The following is a 17,363-nucleotide window of genomic DNA, read 5'->3' as shown; positions in this document are numbered from 1 at the left end:
TTAAGCGAATGTTGCGTTGTATAGAGTTTTTAAATGTTTGGGTTTGGTTTTATTAGCTAGGAGCTTATTTGATGAATTTAAATCGTTAACTAATTCAATTCATTGCCACACCTTTCTGCGAACAATAATCGCAGATTTAGTCGACAGTACTGTTTAGGCTAATCTGATTCTGCGTTTAATGATTTGTCTTTAGAATGACCTATTCTTTCCGATAATTCCAATGGCTGCTGGCTTTCTCTATCGAAAGGCACTATTCTTCACGATATTTCCATTTGTTACTGGTTTGCTGATCTAACAGGCACTATTCAACACGATTAGTTCCATTTGTTGCTGGTTTTCTCATCTAACAGGCACTATTCACCACAATCAGATCCATTTTGTATGATCTCTGTCATTTTCTAGAGGAATAATATTTTTACATAAATAAATATATCTTCTATATTGTAGACTTTCCTTCTACGTTACACCTTGCTCTAATGAATTCCAAATTCAATTTGATCCACAAAATTTTTGTTTAATATATAAAACATCAGCACCGTGTACATATAATAGAGACTCATTTTCAAGATTTTCGCTAATCCAATTAGCCTGTCAAAAAACAAAAAACAGATGGGTCGTCACCCATCTGTTCTTATAATTATTCTTGGATTGTAGCAACTACGCCAGCGCCAACAGTACGTCCACCCTCACGGATAGAGAATTTAGTACCTTCTTCAATAGCGATTGGAGCAATTAGTTCTACAGTCATTTCAATGTTATCTCCAGGCATAACCATTTCTACGCCTTCAGGAAGATTACAAATACCAGTTACGTCAGTTGTACGGAAGTAGAACTGGGGACGGTAGTTTGTGAAGAATGGAGTATGACGTCCACCTTCTTCTTTTGATAAAACGTATACTTCTGCTCTGAACTTAGTGTGTGGAGTGATTGAACCTGGCTTAGCAAGTACTTGTCCACGTTGGATTTCTTCACGTGCAACACCACGAAGAAGAGCACCAATGTTGTCTCCAGCTTCAGCATAGTCAAGAAGCTTACGGAACATTTCAACGCCAGTTACAGTAGTTGATTTTGGCTCTTCAGTTAAACCGATGATTTCGATTACGTCACCAACTTTAACTTGTCCACGCTCAACACGTCCTGTAGCAACTGTTCCACGGCCAGTGATTGAGAATACGTCCTCAACTGGCATCATGAATGGCTTGTCAGTGTCACGAGTTGGAGTTGGGATGTACTCGTCAACAGCAGCCATAAGTTCTTCGATTTTAGCTTCCCACTCAGCTTCTCCTTCAAGAGCTTTAAGTGCAGAACCTTTGATTACAGGGATATCATCGCCTGGGAAGTCGTACTCAGAAAGAAGGTCACGTACTTCCATTTCTACTAACTCAAGAAGTTCTTCATCGTCAACCATGTCACACTTGTTCATGAATACAACAAGGTAAGGTACACCTACCTGGCGAGATAGAAGGATGTGCTCACGTGTTTGTGGCATTGGGCCGTCAGCAGCAGAAACAACTAAGATTCCGCCGTCCATTTGTGCAGCACCAGTGATCATGTTTTTAACATAGTCAGCGTGACCTGGGCAGTCAACGTGTGCATAGTGACGGTTATCAGTTTCGTACTCAACGTGTGCAGTTGAGATTGTGATTCCACGCTCGCGCTCTTCTGGAGCCGCGTCGATTTGATCGTATCCGCGTGCTTCACCGCCGCCCTTCTTAGAAAGAACAGTTGTGATAGCTGCAGTTAAAGTAGTTTTACCATGGTCAACGTGTCCGATAGTACCGATGTTAACATGGGGTTTTGAACGGTCAAATTTAGCTTTTGCCATTTTGAAAAATCCTCCTTTAGATTATAAAAGTTAAGTATTTTGTTGCTGTGGAGAGGTTGCCCTATCCACAGCACTTTTTGCCTACAATAGTAGTTATACTTGATTAAAAAGGTAAAATCAATTATTCACCTTTATTTTTTTTAATGATTTCTTCAGAAATTGATTTTGGCACTTCTTCATAGTGGTCGAAGTGCATTGAGAATGTACCGCGGCCTTGCGTATTAGAACGCAATGAAGTTGCGTAACCAAACATTTCTGAAAGTGGAACCATTGCACGAACTACTTGTGCATTACCGCGTGCTTCCATACCTTCTACACGTCCACGGCGTGATGTAACATCACCCATAATATCACCCATGTATTCTTCAGGGATTACTACTTCAACTTTCATAACCGGCTCAAGAATTACAGGATTACATTTTGACGCAGCATTTTTAAGTGCCATAGAAGCAGCAATTTTAAACGCCATTTCAGAAGAGTCAACATCATGGTAAGAACCATCAAATAGTTTTGCTTTGATATCTACTAATGGGAATCCAGCAAGTATTCCTCTATCAAGCGCATCTTCAAGACCTGCTTGAACAGCCGGAATGTATTCACGTGGAACAACACCACCGACAATTGCGTTTTCGAATTCGAATCCTTTACCTTCTTCATTTGGCGCAAATTCGATCCATACATGACCGAATTGTCCGCGTCCACCTGATTGACGTGCGAATTTACCTTCAACTTGCGCTGAAGCACGGAAAGTTTCACGGTATGCAACCTGAGGTGCACCTACGTTTGCTTCCACTTTAAATTCACGTCTCATACGGTCAACCAGGATATCAAGGTGAAGTTCACCCATTCCAGCGATGATAACTTGTCCAGTTTCCTGGTCAGTATGCGCACGGAATGTAGGGTCTTCCTCTTGAAGTTTTTGTAGAGCAGTAGTCATTTTATCTTGGTCAGCCTTAGATTTAGGCTCGATAGATAATGAGATAACTGGTTCTGGGAATTCCATAGACTCAAGAATAACAAGACTCTTTTCATCACATAGAGTATCACCAGTACTTGTATCTTTTAGACCTACAGCTGCTGCGATATCTCCAGCATATACTGTTGAAATCTCTTCACGGGAGTTAGCATGCATTTGCAGGATACGTCCTACACGCTCACGCTTTCCTTTAGTAGAGTTTTGTACATATGAACCTGAGTTCAATGTACCAGAGTATACACGGAAGAATGTTAGTTTACCAACATAAGGGTCGGTCATAACTTTAAACGCTAGAGCTGAGAATGGTGCATCATCACTTGAAGGACGAGTAACTTCTTCTTCCGAATCAGGTAGTGTACCTTTGATAGCTGGCACATCTAATGGAGATGGAAGATATTCGATTACTGCATCAAGCATTTTTTGAACACCTTTGTTTTTGAAAGCAGAACCACAGATTACAGGATAGAATTCAACGTTTACTGTACCTTGACGAATAGCCGCTTTTAGCTCTTCGTTAGTGATTTCCTCACCGCCAAGATATTTCTCCATTAATTCTTCATCAAGTTCAGCTACCGCTTCAATTAGCTTTTCACGGTACTCTTCAGCTTGATCCATGTATTCTTCTGGAATTTCACGTTCTTCGATATCAGTACCTAGGTCGTTACCGTAGAATGTTGCTTTCATTTCAATTAGGTCAATGATGCCTTCGAATTGATCTTCAGCACCGATAGGTAATTGAATTGCTGCTGCATTTGCTTGCAAACGATCATGAAGAGTCTTCAATGAGTACAAGAAGTCAGCACCGATTTTGTCCATTTTGTTAACGAATACCACGCGTGGCACTCCGTAAGTAGTAGCCTGGCGCCAAACTGTTTCAGTTTGAGGCTCAACTCCTGATTGCGCATCAAGTACAGCTACCGCACCATCAAGTACACGCAGGGAACGTTCAACCTCAACTGTGAAGTCTACGTGTCCTGGTGTGTCAATGATGTTTACGCGGTGGCCTTTCCACTGTGCTGTAGTAGCAGCAGAAGTGATCGTAATTCCACGCTCCTGCTCCTGCTCCATCCAGTCCATCTGTGAAGCACCTTCGTGTGTTTCACCGATTTTGTGGATACGGCCAGTGTAGTAAAGTACACGCTCAGTTGTAGTTGTTTTACCGGCATCAATGTGAGCCATGATACCGATATTACGAGTATTTTCTAAGGAGAACTCTCTAGCCATTGGGTCTTTCTCCTTCCTAGTATGAGTGTTATTTTGATTAAGCTATATATCTTACCAGCGGTAGTGAGCAAACGCTTTGTTTGCTTCTGCCATTTTGTGTGTATCTTCACGCTTTTTAACAGATGAACCAGTGTTGTTAGCTGCATCTAGAATTTCGTTAGCTAAACGCTCTTCCATTGTTTTCTCACCGCGAAGACGCGCATAGTTTACTAACCAGCGAAGACCAAGAGTAGTACGGCGATCTGGACGCACCTCAACTGGTACTTGGTAGTTTGCTCCACCTACACGGCGTGCTCTTACTTCAAGTACAGGCATGATGTTTTTAAGCGCCTGATCAAATACTTCCATTGGCTCTTTGCCAGTACGTTCACTAATGATGTCAAATGCAGAATATAGAATAGCTTGTGATTTACCTCTTTTACCGTCAACCATCATTTTGTTGATTAAGCGGCTAACTAGCTTTGAGTTGTAAATCGGATCCGGCAATACGTCTCTTTTTGCTACAGGACCTTTACGTGGCATGGATTTTTCCTCCTTTCAATGATGTTTATCTATTTAATAGAATTATTTTTTAGCTGCTTTTGGACGCTTAGCACCGTATTTTGAACGGCCTTGCATACGGTTATTAACACCAGCAGTATCTAAAGCGCCGCGCACGATGTGGTAACGCACACCCGGTAAGTCTTTTACACGGCCTCCACGGATTAACACTACACTGTGCTCTTGCAAGTTGTGTCCGATACCAGGAATGTAAGCATTAACCTCGATACCATTTGTTAAACGAACACGTGCATACTTACGCAATGCTGAGTTCGGTTTCTTAGGAGTCATTGTACCAACACGAGTACATACACCACGCTTTTGAGGTGAAGCTACATTAGTTTGTGCTTTCTTGAAGCTGTTGTAACCTTTGTTAAGCGCTGGTGAATTAGACTTCTCAGATTTAGTTTGACGCGGCTTGCGCACTAATTGATTAATAGTAGGCATTTGTTTTTCCTCCCTTCGAATTTGTTTAAGCCCACACATCCAGGTGGTTCATTTTGATGCAAAAACAAAGTTCTTGCAGATATCAATCTACAAAAACAGTTTTTAAAGAGTTATGGCAACAGCTGCCGCACCCACTTCAATCCCGCATGCTTTTCCGAGCCTTTTCATCGAATCCACATATAAGATCGGAACATTCATGTCATTCGCTGTACTTACCACTTTCGCTGTCACTCTCGCATCAGCGTCTCTGGCAACTACCACTTCTTTGATTGTTCCAGTTTTGAGAGCTTTAACTGTTTGCTTTGTTCCTACAATAAAACTTTTTGCCTGCAATACTTTATCATAAGACATTTACGACATCCTCCAAAGTATCCGGTGAATAGGAGCACCTTTGCTATAGTACCATCTTCATTTTTCGATGTCAACAAGCAAAATGATTTTTATTTAATTTATTCACTTTAAAATGCGGTACTTGCTATTAAATAAGCAAGCACCGCAATAAATAGTTTACTCTACTGTAACAGTATCTTCAGCCGTTTCCTCGTTTGTATAAGGCTCTGCTCTTCTGTATCGCTGCATACCTGTTCCGGCAGGGACAAGTTTACCAATAATTACATTCTCTTTAAGGCCAAGGAGCTCATCGCGCTTGCCTTTGATCGCTGCATCAGTAAGAACTCTTGTCGTCTCCTGGAAGGATGCTGCAGATAAGAAGGAGTCTGTTTCAAGAGATGCTTTTGTGATACCAAGAAGCACCGGGCGCCCTGTTGCAGGCATTTTTCCAGCTAGAAGGGCTTTTTCGTTGGCATCTGTAAACTGATGGACATCAAGCAGTGTGCCTGGAAGCACATCTGTTTCTGCCGCATCAATTACACGCACTTTGCGAAGCATCTGGCGCACCATAACTTCGATATGCTTATCTCCAATTTCAACCCCCTGCATGCGGTATACTTTTTGAACTTCACGCAGCAAGTATTCTTGAACAGCCGTAACATCTCTGACTTTTATTAACTCTTTAGGGTCAATAGAACCTTCTGTCAATTCCTGACCGCGTACTACCTCATCGTTAACAGAGACTTTTAGGCGTGCTGTATAAGGTGCTGTATATGTTTTAGATTCAACTTCACCTTGTACCACAATTTCATGCTGGCGGTCGCGGCCTTCATTAATGCCGACCACAACACCATCAATTTCTGAAATAACAGCTTGACCCTTAGGGTTACGAGCTTCAAATATTTCCTGGATACGAGGTAAACCTTGAGTGATGTCATCTCCGGCAACACCACCGGTATGGAAGGTACGCATTGTTAACTGTGTACCAGGTTCTCCGATGGATTGGGCAGCAATGATACCTACAGCTTCACCAACTTCAACCTCTTGTCCAGTAGCAAGGTTGCGGCCGTAGCACTTCTTACATACACCATGGCGAGTGTTGCAAGTAAATGCAGAGCGGATCCAAACCTTCTCAATGCCTGCTGTAACAATCTCATTGGCGATGTCTTCAGTGATCAAACCGTTTTCAGCAACAATCACTTCGCTGGTTTCAGGATGTTTAATATTTCTCCTTGCATAACGGCCGATTAAACGTTCTTCAAGTGCTTCGATTACTTCTGTTCCATCTTTAAGGGAAGCAATCAACAAACCGCGATCTGTTCCGCAGTCGTCGTCACGTACGATAACATCCTGCGCAACGTCTACAAGACGGCGAGTCAGGTAACCTGAGTCAGCAGTTTTAAGAGCCGTATCTGCAAGACCTTTACGGGCACCGTGAGTAGAAATGAAGTACTCGAGAACCGTTAAACCTTCACGGAAACTTGATTTAATCGGTAATTCAATGATACGTCCAGCCGGGTTGGCCATCAGCCCGCGCATACCAGCTAACTGAGTGAAGTTAGATGCGTTACCACGGGCACCCGAGTCACTCATCATAAATATCGGATTGGATTTATCCAAAGATTTCATCAGCTTGGACTGAATATTATCCTTCGCTGCACTCCAGATTGAAATAACACGATCATAACGCTCATCTTCTGTAATAAGACCGCGTCTGAACTGCTTCATTACATTATCAACCTTGCCCTGTGCTTCCTGGATAATTTCCTGCTTCTCCCCTAATACCACGATATCGGCCACACCGACAGTGATGCCGGCTTTTGTGGAGTATCTGAAACCAAGGTTTTTCATGCGGTCAAGCATTTTGGATGTTTCAGTAATTTTAAAACGTTTAAATACTTCCGCAATGATATTACCAAGAATCTTTTTCTTAAACGGATCAACAAGAGGCATTTCCTTGATGGCAGCAGCCACATCTGTGGCAGGCTCTACAAAGTACTTTTCAGGAGTTTCTATCTCAAGATTTTCCTTTGTAGGTTCATTGATATACGGGAATGTCTCTGGCAAAATCTCGTTGAAAACAAGCTTACCAACCGTAGTTAATAATAGCTTTTTATTTTGTTCTTCAGTAAACGTCTGGTTATTTAAGGATCCGGCATGGACAGCTACTCTAGTATGCAAATGAACATAGCCATTTTGGTAGGCCAGCAATGCTTCACTAGTATCATTGAAAATCATGCCTTCGCCAACAGCGCCAGCTCTTTCAAGAGTAAGGTAATAGTTACCTAATACCATGTCCTGTGAAGGAGTAACAACTGGTTTACCATCTTTCGGGTTAAGAATGTTCTGTGCTGCAAGCATTAATAAACGTGCTTCAGCCTGTGCTTCTGCCGATAAAGGTACGTGAACAGCCATTTGGTCACCATCGAAGTCGGCGTTATATGCAGTACATACAAGCGGGTGAAGACGAATGGCGCGTCCTTCTACCAATGTAGGTTCGAACGCCTGAATACCGAGTCTGTGAAGAGTCGGTGCACGGTTAAGCAATACAGGGTGTTCTTTAATAACACTTTCAAGAACGTCCCAAACTTCCGGCTGTACTCTTTCTATTTTACGTTTTGCAGACTTGATGTTATGGGCTAAACCCTTTTCCACTAATTCCTTCATAACAAATGGCTTAAATAATTCCAATGCCATTTCTTTCGGAAGTCCACACTGATACATTTTTAAGTTTGGCCCAACGACAATAACAGAACGGCCAGAGTAGTCAACACGCTTACCCAGCAAGTTTTGGCGGAAACGGCCTTGCTTACCCTTTAGCATGTGTGACAAGGACTTTAACGGACGGTTTCCTGGTCCTGTAACCGGTCTGCCGCGTCGGCCATTATCGATTAACGCATCAACAGCTTCCTGAAGCATACGCTTTTCGTTTTGAACGATAATACTTGGTGCACCAAGGTCCAATAAACGCTTTAAGCGATTGTTCCGGTTGATTACACGACGGTATAAGTCGTTTAAGTCAGAAGTGGCAAAACGTCCGCCATCAAGCTGTACCATCGGACGCAGCTCCGGAGGAATAACCGGAAGAACGTCTAGAATCATCCAGGAAGGTTCGTTCCCAGAACCACGGAAAGCCTCAAGAACTTCAAGGCGCTTAATTGCCCGCGTACGGCGCTGCCCCTGTGCAGTTTTTAGTTCCTCTTTAAGAGCGTCTACTTCTTTGTTGAGGTCAATATCAGAAAGAAGTTTCTTAATGGATTCAGCACCCATGGATGCCTGGAACTTGTTTCCGTATTTTTCACGATATGCTCGGTATTCTTTTTCAGAAAGCAGCTGCTTCTTCTCTAGAGCTGTATCGCCTGGATCAGTTACAACATAAGAAGCGAAATAGATAACTTCTTCAAGCGCACGCGGTGACATATCAAGTACAAGTCCCATTCGGCTTGGGATACCTTTAAAGTACCAAATGTGGGATACAGGAGCCGCAAGTTCAATGTGGCCCATTCTTTCACGGCGGACTTTTGCACGGGTTACTTCAACGCCGCATCGATCACAGACAACACCTTTGTATCTGACGCGCTTGTACTTACCGCAATGACATTCCCAGTCCTTTGTTGGTCCGAAGATGCGTTCGCAGAACAAACCGTCTTTTTCAGGTTTTAATGTACGATAGTTAATCGTTTCAGGTTTTTTGACCTCACCGTGTGACCAAGAACGAATCTTATCCGGTGAAGCAAGACCTATCTTCATATACTCGAAATTGTTTACATCTAGCAAGGGGCCTACCTCCCTTTTGATCTCCGGGTTTTACCCTTATTGCTCAATAGCAGCATGATTGCCAGTACATATCCCTCTGCAGCTTCGCCCGGAAGGCGAAGCGCAAAGAAATTAAGGAACTTTGGATTCCAGTTTTATATGAAAGTTATTCTTTAGTAACTACTTGCTCTTCGTTTTGCGTTTCTGGTGCAATTGTCAGTGATTCAGCCTGTTGAACCTCTTCGTCGTCCTCCAGGTCGCGCATTTCAATTTCTTCTTCATCGCCTGAAAGGATCTTAACGTCCATACCCAAACTTTGAAGCTCCTTGATTAGTACCTTGAATGACTCTGGTACGCCCGGCTCAGGAACATTTTCGCCTTTCACGATTGATTCGTAAGTTTTAACACGGCCTACAACATCATCGGATTTGACAGTCAGGATTTCCTGAAGTGTATATGCAGCACCATATGCTTCAAGTGCCCATACTTCCATCTCACCGAAACGCTGTCCGCCAAACTGAGCTTTACCGCCCAGAGGCTGCTGCGTAACAAGTGAGTATGGCCCTGTTGAACGGGCATGCAGCTTATCATCAACCATGTGTGCCAGTTTGATCATGTACATGACGCCTACTGATACACGATTGTCAAATGGCTCGCCGGAGCGTCCATCATAAAGGACAGTCTTTGCATCACGGGCCATGCCTGCTTCTTGAATCGTTGACCAAACATCTTCCTCACGGGCACCATCAAATACAGGGGAAGCTACATGAATGCCAAGAGCTCTGGCAGCCATACCAAGGTGAAGCTCAAGCACCTGTCCGATGTTCATACGTGACGGAACCCCTAATGGGTTTAACATGATGTCTACTGGAGTGCCGTCCGGTAAATATGGCATATCTTCTTCCGGTAAAATACGGGAGATAACACCCTTGTTACCATGGCGTCCGGCCATCTTGTCCCCTTCAGAGATTTTACGCTTTTGAACGATGTATACACGTACAAGCTGGTTCACACCTGGAGGAAGCTCGTCACCGTCTTCCCTGTTAAACACTTTAACATCCAGCACTATACCGCCGCCGCCATGTGGCACACGGAGGGACGTATCACGGACTTCACGTGCCTTTTCACCAAAGATTGCATGTAAAAGCCTTTCTTCAGCAGTTAGTTCAGTTACCCCTTTAGGAGTTACTTTACCAACTAGAAGGTCGCCGTCTTTTACTTCCGCGCCAGTACGGATAATTCCGCGTTCATCAAGGTTGCGGAGTGCATCTTCCCCAACGTTAGGGATATCACGAGTGATTTCTTCAGGCCCAAGCTTTGTATCCCGGGATTCAGATTCGTATTCTTCAATATGGATAGATGTATAGACATCATCTTTTACGAGGCGCTCACTCATAATGATCGCATCCTCGTAGTTATATCCATCCCATGTCATAAAGGCTACAAGGACGTTTCGTCCAAGCGCTAATTCCCCAAGCTCCATAGAAGGTCCGTCAGCAAGGATTTCTCCTTTTGTTACACGGTTTCCGACTGCAACAATTGGACGCTGGTTGTAGCAGGTTCCCTGATTGGAACGGATAAACTTAAGCATTCTGTATTTATCAAGATCGCCCTTTACTTCCTGTCCGTCTACATTTTGTATGCGGCGAACCCAAACTTCGCGTGCTTCAACATGCTCAACAATTCCTTCATGTTTACAGATGACTGCAGCACCGGAATCTTTACCTGATACATATTCCATACCAGTACCAACTCTTGGAGCTTCCGGCTGCATCAAAGGCACAGCCTGACGCTGCATGTTCGCTCCCATTAAGGCACGGTTGGAGTCATCGTTTTCCAAGAAAGGAATACAAGCTGTCGCTGCAGAAACTACTTGCTTAGGCGATACATCCATGTAATCGACGCGATCGCGTTTTACAACCGTGTTTTCACCCTTGAAACGGGCAACTACTTCTTCATCAAGGAATGAACCATCATCGCCAAGAAGTGCATTCGCCTGGGCAACTACATAGTTATCCTCTTCATCAGCTGTCAGATAGTCGATGCGGGAAGTAACTTTTCCTGTCTCAGGATCGATGCGGCGATAAGGTGTTTCAATGAATCCAAAACGGTTCACCTTCGCGAATGAAGATAAGGAGTTAATCAATCCGATGTTTGGTCCCTCAGGCGTTTCAATCGGACACATACGGCCATAGTGGGAGTAGTGAACGTCACGCACTTCAAAACCTGCACGTTCACGAGTCAAACCGCCAGGCCCTAACGCTGAAAGACGGCGTTTATGTGTTAATTCAGCAAGCGGATTTGTTTGGTCCATGAACTGGGACAACTGAGAGCTTCCGAAGAACTCTTTAATTGAAGCAATTACAGGACGAATGTTAATCAGCTGCTGAGGTGTAATTGTATTTGTATCTTGAATAGACATTCTCTCGCGGACAACACGTTCCATACGGGATAAACCAATACGGAACTGGTTTTGCAATAGTTCGCCGACAGAACGAAGGCGTCTGTTTCCAAGATGGTCAATATCATCTGTATCTCCCACAGAGTGAAGAAGATTAAAGAAATAACTGATTGAAGCAATAATGTCTGAAGGTGAAATGTTCTTCACTGCTTCTTCAACATAAGCATTCCCAATCACATTGATGACCTTTTCACCATCTTCGTTTGGCGCGTAAATCTTGATGGATTGAAGCAATACATCATCATCTACTACTCCGCCTAAAAGGCTAACTGTTTTGAAACCGATATCTTTCTCTAAATTAGGAATAATGCGGTCCAATGTACGGCGGTCAAGTGTAACACCTTTTTCCGCAATAATTTCGCCTGTTTCCGGATCCACAAGTGTTTCAGCCAGTCTTTGCCCGAATAAACGGTTTTTAATATGAAGCTTTTTATTGATTTTATATCGGCCGACATTCGCCAGGTCATAGCGTTTTGGGTCGAAAAATCTTGAAACAAGCAAGCTCTTCGCATTTTCGACTGTTGGCGGCTCACCCGGACGAAGGCGTTCATAAATTTCAAGTAAAGCCTTATCCGTGCTTTCGGTATTATCTTTTTCAAGCGTGTTGCGAATGTACTCGTTGTCTCCAATCAAATCGATGATCTCTTGATCAGAGCCGAACCCAAGTGCACGCAAAAGAACCGTAACGGGCAGTTTCCGAGTACGATCTATTCTGACGTATACGACGTCTTTGGCATCTGTTTCATACTCAAGCCAAGCGCCGCGGTTCGGGATTACGGTTGCGGTATACCCTTTTTTCCCGTTTTTATCAAGCTTTCCACTGAAATATACGCTCGGTGAACGTACAAGCTGGGATACAATGACACGTTCCGCTCCATTAATAACGAACGTACCTGTCTCTGTCATAAGCGGGAAGTCACCCATAAAGACATCCTGGTCTTTAACTTCGCCTGTTTCTTTGTTTACAAGACGCACTTTCACACGTAAAGGTGCAGAATATGTAACATCTCGTTCTTTCGATTCCTCAACGGAATATTTTGGTTCGCCAAGGCTGTAATCAATAAATTCAAGCGACAAATTACCAGTAAAGTCTTCAATCGGAGAAATATCATGGAACATTTCTCGTAAACCCTCATCAAGAAACCATTGATAAGAAGAGGTTTGGATTTCGATTAGATTTGGTAATTCTAAAACTTCACTGATTCGTGCGTAACTTCTACGTTGGCGGTGTCGTCCATACTGAACTAGTTGACCTGTCAACTGATTCACCCCTCAAATCAAGCGTTATTGTGCTAATAGCAATTTATTACTATCTTATAAGAAAAGCGGAGAGCGCCCGCCTAGGAAGAGCGCAGACTAAGAGCGCCACGTCCTGTGGCAACGTCTGCATGACCCGCATCCTGCGGCCCTCAACCTTAAGACTAGCGCTGGCGAAGGCGTTCTTTGCCTTCAGAAGCGATTGGCTTAAGACCTCGAGCCGATGGCGCTCGGAGCTAGACAGTTATCCAACTTAAGAAAGTCAGACTTTCTTATTCCGCAAAAACGGGAACGCAAGCCAGACATTCATCTAACCCCTATTCTTATAAGACAAAAAGAAAAAGGGTTTTCACTTCAAAAACCACATTTTCACAATACGACTATTATTTTGTTAGCTTTCCCATTAAAACCAAATTTATACAACTATTAGTCAAATTTAGTTATAAATAGAAATATAATATGTTGGCATTTTACAATACTAACATAGCAAAAAAGTCAAGTCAATCTTTTTTTGCTTTTAAAATAAAATACCCTTTTTTCTTTTCCACAGTCTCAACTTCGCCAAATAACTCTGTCATTTTGTCAATGGCAGAAGGTGCTCCCTGCTTTTTCTGGATGACTACCCATAGGTCCCCTCCGGATAACAGCGCTTCAAAGCTTTGCTCAAATATATCATGAACAACTTTTTTGCCTGCTCTGATCGGCGGGTTTGTCAGGATTGCAGCGAACTTATTTCCTTTTGTATTTTCAAGGCGGTCGCTTTCATAGATTGACACATTTTTGATGCCGTTTAACTCGGCATTCTCTTTTGCCAATCCAAGCGCCCTCTCATTTACATCGACCATATGTACAGTCCGTTCCGGCATAAGTTTCGCTGCTGTCAGCCCGATAGGCCCGTATCCGCAGCCAACATCCAAAATGTTTCCCTCGACTCCCGGCTGTTCAAAGGCTTCTATTAATAGTCTTGAACCAAAATCCACTTCATTTTTTGAAAAAACGCCATTATCTGTTTTAAAGCGGAATGATTGTTCCTTCAGGGTATAACTCCAGGTTTTAGGGCTGCTTTCGACTTTTTGTGTTTGGGAATAGTAGTGTTCGGACATGAAATCACCTCCACAGGAGAATATCAATTGAAGAATTTTGGAGAACCACATTAAGTGTTTTCGAACGAATTATAAAGGATTGCTTTTTAAAAAGCAAAAATCTATCTTTATTCAAAATAAAAAGCCCACTTAAGCAGCGGGCTTTTCATCAATTATATTACTTAACTTCAACGCCAGCTCCAACTTCTTCAAGCTTAGCTTTAACTTCTTCAGCATCTTCTTTAGAAACGCCTTCTTTAAGAGCTTTAGGAGTGTTATCAACAAGTTCTTTCGCTTCTTTAAGTCCAAGACCTGTGATTTCACGAACAACTTTGATAACCTTGATTTTTTGGTCGCCTGCAGAAGTAAGAATTACGTCAAATTCAGTTTGTTCTTCAGCAGCACCGCCAGCAGCAGCTCCACCAGCCATTGCTACAGGAGCAGCAGCAGTTACACCAAATTCTTCTTCGATTGCTTTTACTAAGTCGTTTAATTCTAAAACAGTCATAGATTTAACTGCTTCAATGATTTGTTCTTTAGTCATGATAATGTTTCCTCCTTATATTTGGTTTGAATCTATTAGTTTAACGCTAAAATTAACTTACGCGCCTTGTTCTTCTTTTTGGTCTGCAACAGCTTTTGCAGCAAGAGCAAGATTGCGGATAGGTGCCTGAAGTACGCTGAGTAGCATAGATAGCAAGCCTTCGCGTGATGGTAGTTCAGCAAGAGCTTTAATATCTTCTACTGAAGCGATATTCCCTTCGATTACACCTGCTTTGATTTCAAGTGCTTCATGCTTTTTCGCGAAATCATTTAAGATTTTCGCTGGAGCAACTACATCTTCTGTGCTGAACGCGATTGCGTTAGGGCCAGTTAAAGAATCGTTTAAACCGGATAGTTCAGCAGCTTCAGCAGCACGGCGAGTCATTGAATTCTTGTATACTTTGAATTCTACGCCAGCTTCACGAAGTTGTTTACGAAGTTCTGTAACTTCAGCAACAGTAAGACCGCGGTAGTCGACAACAACTGTTGATAAACTTGATTTAAATTTATCAGCGATTTCTTCTACGATTTGTTTCTTTTGTTCGATAACGCTGCTCATCCTTACACCTCCTGTAGAATTTCTACATTCATACCGTCCAATAAAAAACCTCCACACCTTAGCAGACATGGAGGAAGTATACAATAGCAAGTTAAACAAGCATTTCTATCGTAATACCTCGGCAGGAAATTAAGCTTTGCAGCACCTGCTGTCTACGGCACAAATGTTATTATATTTTCACAACAAAATACATATTACAACATGTATTTTACGTTGTCAATTGTTTTTTTATTTTACTGCAACAGATGAAGGATCTACTTTTACGCCAGGTCCCATAGTAGAAGTAACAGAAACGTTCTTCATGTAAGTTCCCTTAGCAGCTGCAGGCTTAACTTTCATCATCGTATCGAAAATAGTGTTGAAGTTTTCAACAAGCTTTTCGTTTTCGAATGATACTTTACCGATTGGCACGTGGATGTTTCCAGCTTTGTCAACGCGGTATTCTACTTTACCTGCTTTGATTTCGTTAACTGCTTTTTCTACGTCAAAAGTAACTGTACCTGTTTTAGGGTTAGGCATTAAACCTTTAGGACCTAATACGCGGCCAAGTTTACCAACTTCACCCATCATGTCAGGTGTAGCAACGATTACATCAAAATCAAACCAGCCTTGGTTGATTTTGTTGATGTATTCAGAATCGCCTACGAAATCTGCTCCAGCAGCTTCTGCTTCTTTCGCTTTTTCACCCTTAGCGAAAACAAGAACGCGCTGAGTTTTACCAGTTCCGTTTGGAAGCACAACTGCTCCACGGATTTGCTGGTCAGCTTTCTTAGGGTCAACTCCTAAACGGAATGCTACTTCAACAGTTGCATCAAATTTAGCAAAATTAGTTTTCTTCGCAAGATCAATCGCTTCTTCGATTGGGTAAGCTTTTGAAGAGTCGATAAGCTTTGCAGCTTCTACGTACTTCTTACCTTTTTTAGCCATTTTTTATTTCCTCCTTGAATGTGGTTTTAGCGGAATAACCTCCCACGAATAAAGGTTGCGAGTGAAACCAAATTCAGCGTCGCAACCTCAATCATAAACAGAAATGCGTAAACACTTCTGAAGCTGGACAGTTGTCCAACATTCAAAGTGTACACATTATAATTTCACATGCATGGATTAGTCTTCGATAACGATACCCATGCTGCGCGCAGTACCTTCAACCATACGCATTGCAGCTTCAACACTTGCAGCGTTTAGGTCAGGCATCTTTGTTTCAGCAATCTCGCGTACCTTGTCACGCTTGACTGTTGCTACTTTATTACGGTTTGGTTCACCAGAACCAGACTCGATTCCAGCCGCCTTCTTAAGAAGAACTGCAGCAGGAGGAGTTTTCGTAATAAATGTAAATGAACGGTCTTCAAAAACCGTGATTTCAACAGGAATGATTAAGCCAGCTTGTTCAGCTGTACGAGCGTTAAATTCCTTACAGAATCCCATGATGTTAACACCCGCTTGACCTAGTGCAGGTCCTACTGGTGGTGCAGGGTTAGCTTTACCTGCAGGGATTTGTAACTTAACAAGTTTGATTACTTTTTTAGCCACGAGACACACCTCCTTAAAGTCCGTGATGTGGTAATAGGGAAATTCCCTCCCACTCAACTTATAGTCTTTATATTAAGATAAAGAACTTGACAAATGTCCAGCCTCATTGTCGAGACATACTGACCTATGAAATATTATCACTTTTCAAAGACGATTTCAAGTTTTTTTACAAAGATATATAAAAGTACTTTCACAGAGAAAGCATTATCCAGCCAATGCATCAAGCATTTTAGCAGTTTATTACAGTTTTTCAATCTGTGAAAAATCAAGTTCTACCGGAGTATCACGGCCAAACATGTTTACAAGCACTTTGATCTTCGCCTTATCTTTATCAATATCTTCAATGGTACCTGTAAAGTTTGCAAACGGCCCTTCTTTGACTTGAACCGTTTCACCGATTTCAAAGTTGATATCGAATCGTTTTTCTTCAACACCCATATGCTTTAAGATGTTTGTTACTTCTTCCGGCAATAGCGGAGTTGGCTTTGAGCCTGAACCTGCAGAGCCGACAAATCCGGTTACGCCCGGGGTATTCCTTACAACATACCAGGAATCATCTGTCATAACAATTTCCACTAGTACATAACCAGGGAAAACCTTGCGCTTTACTACTTTCTTTTTGCCGTTTTTCAATTCTGTTTCTTCTTCTTCCGGAACCACCACGCGAAAGATTTTGTCTTGCATACCCATAGATTCAACACGTTTCTCCAAGTTGGCTTTTACTTTATTTTCATAGCCTGAGTACGTATGAACAACATACCAATTCTTTTCCATTCAAGAGGACTCGTCGTCCTTCCCTCCCTGTATTAAACAAATTATTTACCATTACAACA

General features: G+C 42.5%; 13 protein-coding genes and 1 other annotated feature. All 13 genes read right to left on the bottom strand.

Annotated features, from left to right (window positions below):
- Positions 1-637: 637 nt before the first annotated feature.
- The gene (tuf, locus tag DFO73_RS25815; protein WP_110067547.1) at positions 638-1,825 is read right to left on the bottom strand and encodes an elongation factor Tu; all 1,188 of its coding nucleotides are present in this window, start codon (positions 1,823-1,825) and stop codon (positions 638-640) included.
- A gap of 121 nt (positions 1,826-1,946) precedes the next feature.
- Positions 1,947-4,025 carry an elongation factor G gene (gene fusA / locus DFO73_RS25810; protein WP_110067546.1) on the bottom strand — a complete coding sequence of 693 codons (2,079 nt, stop codon included), beginning with the start codon at positions 4,023-4,025 and terminating at the stop codon, positions 1,947-1,949.
- A 51-nt stretch (positions 4,026-4,076) separates the two neighbouring features.
- Positions 4,077-4,547: a 30S ribosomal protein S7 gene (gene rpsG, locus DFO73_RS25805; RefSeq protein WP_110067545.1), complete on the bottom strand. Its 471-nt coding sequence runs from the start codon at positions 4,545-4,547 to the stop codon at positions 4,077-4,079.
- A gap of 42 nt (positions 4,548-4,589) precedes the next feature.
- Entirely contained in the window at positions 4,590-5,012 is a 423-nt protein-coding gene (gene rpsL, locus DFO73_RS25800; RefSeq protein ID WP_009336562.1) for a 30S ribosomal protein S12, read from the bottom strand.
- Between the two features lie 102 nt (positions 5,013-5,114).
- Positions 5,115-5,363 (bottom strand): 50S ribosomal protein L7ae-like protein, encoded by a 249-nt coding sequence (locus DFO73_RS25795; RefSeq protein ID WP_110067544.1) that lies wholly within the window; start codon positions 5,361-5,363, stop codon positions 5,115-5,117.
- A gap of 156 nt (positions 5,364-5,519) precedes the next feature.
- Positions 5,520-9,119, bottom strand: coding sequence for a DNA-directed RNA polymerase subunit beta' (rpoC, locus tag DFO73_RS25790; protein WP_110067543.1), 3,600 nt, complete (start codon positions 9,117-9,119; stop codon positions 5,520-5,522).
- Positions 9,120-9,264: 145 nt separating this feature from the next.
- Entirely contained in the window at positions 9,265-12,819 is a 3,555-nt protein-coding gene (gene rpoB, locus DFO73_RS25785) for a DNA-directed RNA polymerase subunit beta (protein ID WP_110067542.1), read from the bottom strand.
- A 497-nt stretch (positions 12,820-13,316) separates the two neighbouring features.
- Positions 13,317-13,919 (bottom strand): class I SAM-dependent methyltransferase, encoded by a 603-nt coding sequence (locus tag DFO73_RS25780; protein ID WP_110067541.1) that lies wholly within the window; start codon positions 13,917-13,919, stop codon positions 13,317-13,319.
- A 157-nt stretch (positions 13,920-14,076) separates the two neighbouring features.
- Entirely contained in the window at positions 14,077-14,442 is a 366-nt protein-coding gene (gene rplL, locus DFO73_RS25775; protein WP_110067540.1) for a 50S ribosomal protein L7/L12, read from the bottom strand.
- A 57-nt stretch (positions 14,443-14,499) separates the two neighbouring features.
- On the bottom strand, positions 14,500-15,000 hold the full coding sequence (gene rplJ / locus DFO73_RS25770) for a 50S ribosomal protein L10 (protein ID WP_110067539.1): 501 nt from the start codon (positions 14,998-15,000) through the stop codon (positions 14,500-14,502).
- A gap of 33 nt (positions 15,001-15,033) precedes the next feature.
- Positions 15,034-15,176: a sequence feature (ribosomal protein L10 leader region), on the bottom strand.
- 52 nt (positions 15,177-15,228) lie between these two features.
- Positions 15,229-15,927: a 50S ribosomal protein L1 gene (rplA, locus tag DFO73_RS25765; RefSeq protein WP_110067538.1), complete on the bottom strand. Its 699-nt coding sequence runs from the start codon at positions 15,925-15,927 to the stop codon at positions 15,229-15,231.
- A gap of 177 nt (positions 15,928-16,104) precedes the next feature.
- On the bottom strand, positions 16,105-16,530 hold the full coding sequence (gene rplK, locus DFO73_RS25760; RefSeq protein WP_009336545.1) for a 50S ribosomal protein L11: 426 nt from the start codon (positions 16,528-16,530) through the stop codon (positions 16,105-16,107).
- 240 nt (positions 16,531-16,770) lie between these two features.
- Complete coding sequence (gene nusG, locus DFO73_RS25755) at positions 16,771-17,304, bottom strand: transcription termination/antitermination protein NusG (RefSeq protein WP_110067537.1); 534 nt, start codon at positions 17,302-17,304, stop codon at positions 16,771-16,773.
- Positions 17,305-17,363 lie beyond the last annotated feature (59 nt).

The organism is Cytobacillus oceanisediminis (genome assembly GCF_003182355.1).
Classification (GTDB): Bacteria; Bacillota; Bacilli; order Bacillales; family Cytobacillaceae; genus Cytobacillus; species Cytobacillus oceanisediminis_A.
The sequence above is the reverse complement of the archived record's forward strand: the minus strand, read 5'-3'. Positions and strand labels throughout refer to the sequence as shown.

Excerpts from the sequence above, each read along its gene's own strand:
- tuf (WP_110067547.1), bottom strand. The coding sequence starts at position 1,825 with ATGGCAAAAGCTAAATTTGACCGTTCAAAACCCCATGTTAACATCGGT.
- fusA (WP_110067546.1), bottom strand. The coding sequence starts at position 4,025 with ATGGCTAGAGAGTTCTCCTTAGAAAATACTCGTAATATCGGTATCATG.
- rpsG (WP_110067545.1), bottom strand. The coding sequence starts at position 4,547 with ATGCCACGTAAAGGTCCTGTAGCAAAAAGAGACGTATTGCCGGATCCG.
- rpsL (WP_009336562.1), bottom strand. The coding sequence starts at position 5,012 with ATGCCTACTATTAATCAATTAGTGCGCAAGCCGCGTCAAACTAAATCT.
- DFO73_RS25795 (WP_110067544.1), bottom strand. The coding sequence starts at position 5,363 with ATGTCTTATGATAAAGTATTGCAGGCAAAAAGTTTTATTGTAGGAACA.
- DFO73_RS25780 (WP_110067541.1), bottom strand. The coding sequence starts at position 13,919 with ATGTCCGAACACTACTATTCCCAAACACAAAAAGTCGAAAGCAGCCCT.
- rplL (WP_110067540.1), bottom strand. The coding sequence starts at position 14,442 with ATGACTAAAGAACAAATCATTGAAGCAGTTAAATCTATGACTGTTTTA.
- rplJ (WP_110067539.1), bottom strand. The coding sequence starts at position 15,000 with ATGAGCAGCGTTATCGAACAAAAGAAACAAATCGTAGAAGAAATCGCT.
- rplA (WP_110067538.1), bottom strand. The coding sequence starts at position 15,927 with ATGGCTAAAAAAGGTAAGAAGTACGTAGAAGCTGCAAAGCTTATCGAC.
- nusG (WP_110067537.1), bottom strand. The coding sequence starts at position 17,304 with ATGGAAAAGAATTGGTATGTTGTTCATACGTACTCAGGCTATGAAAAT.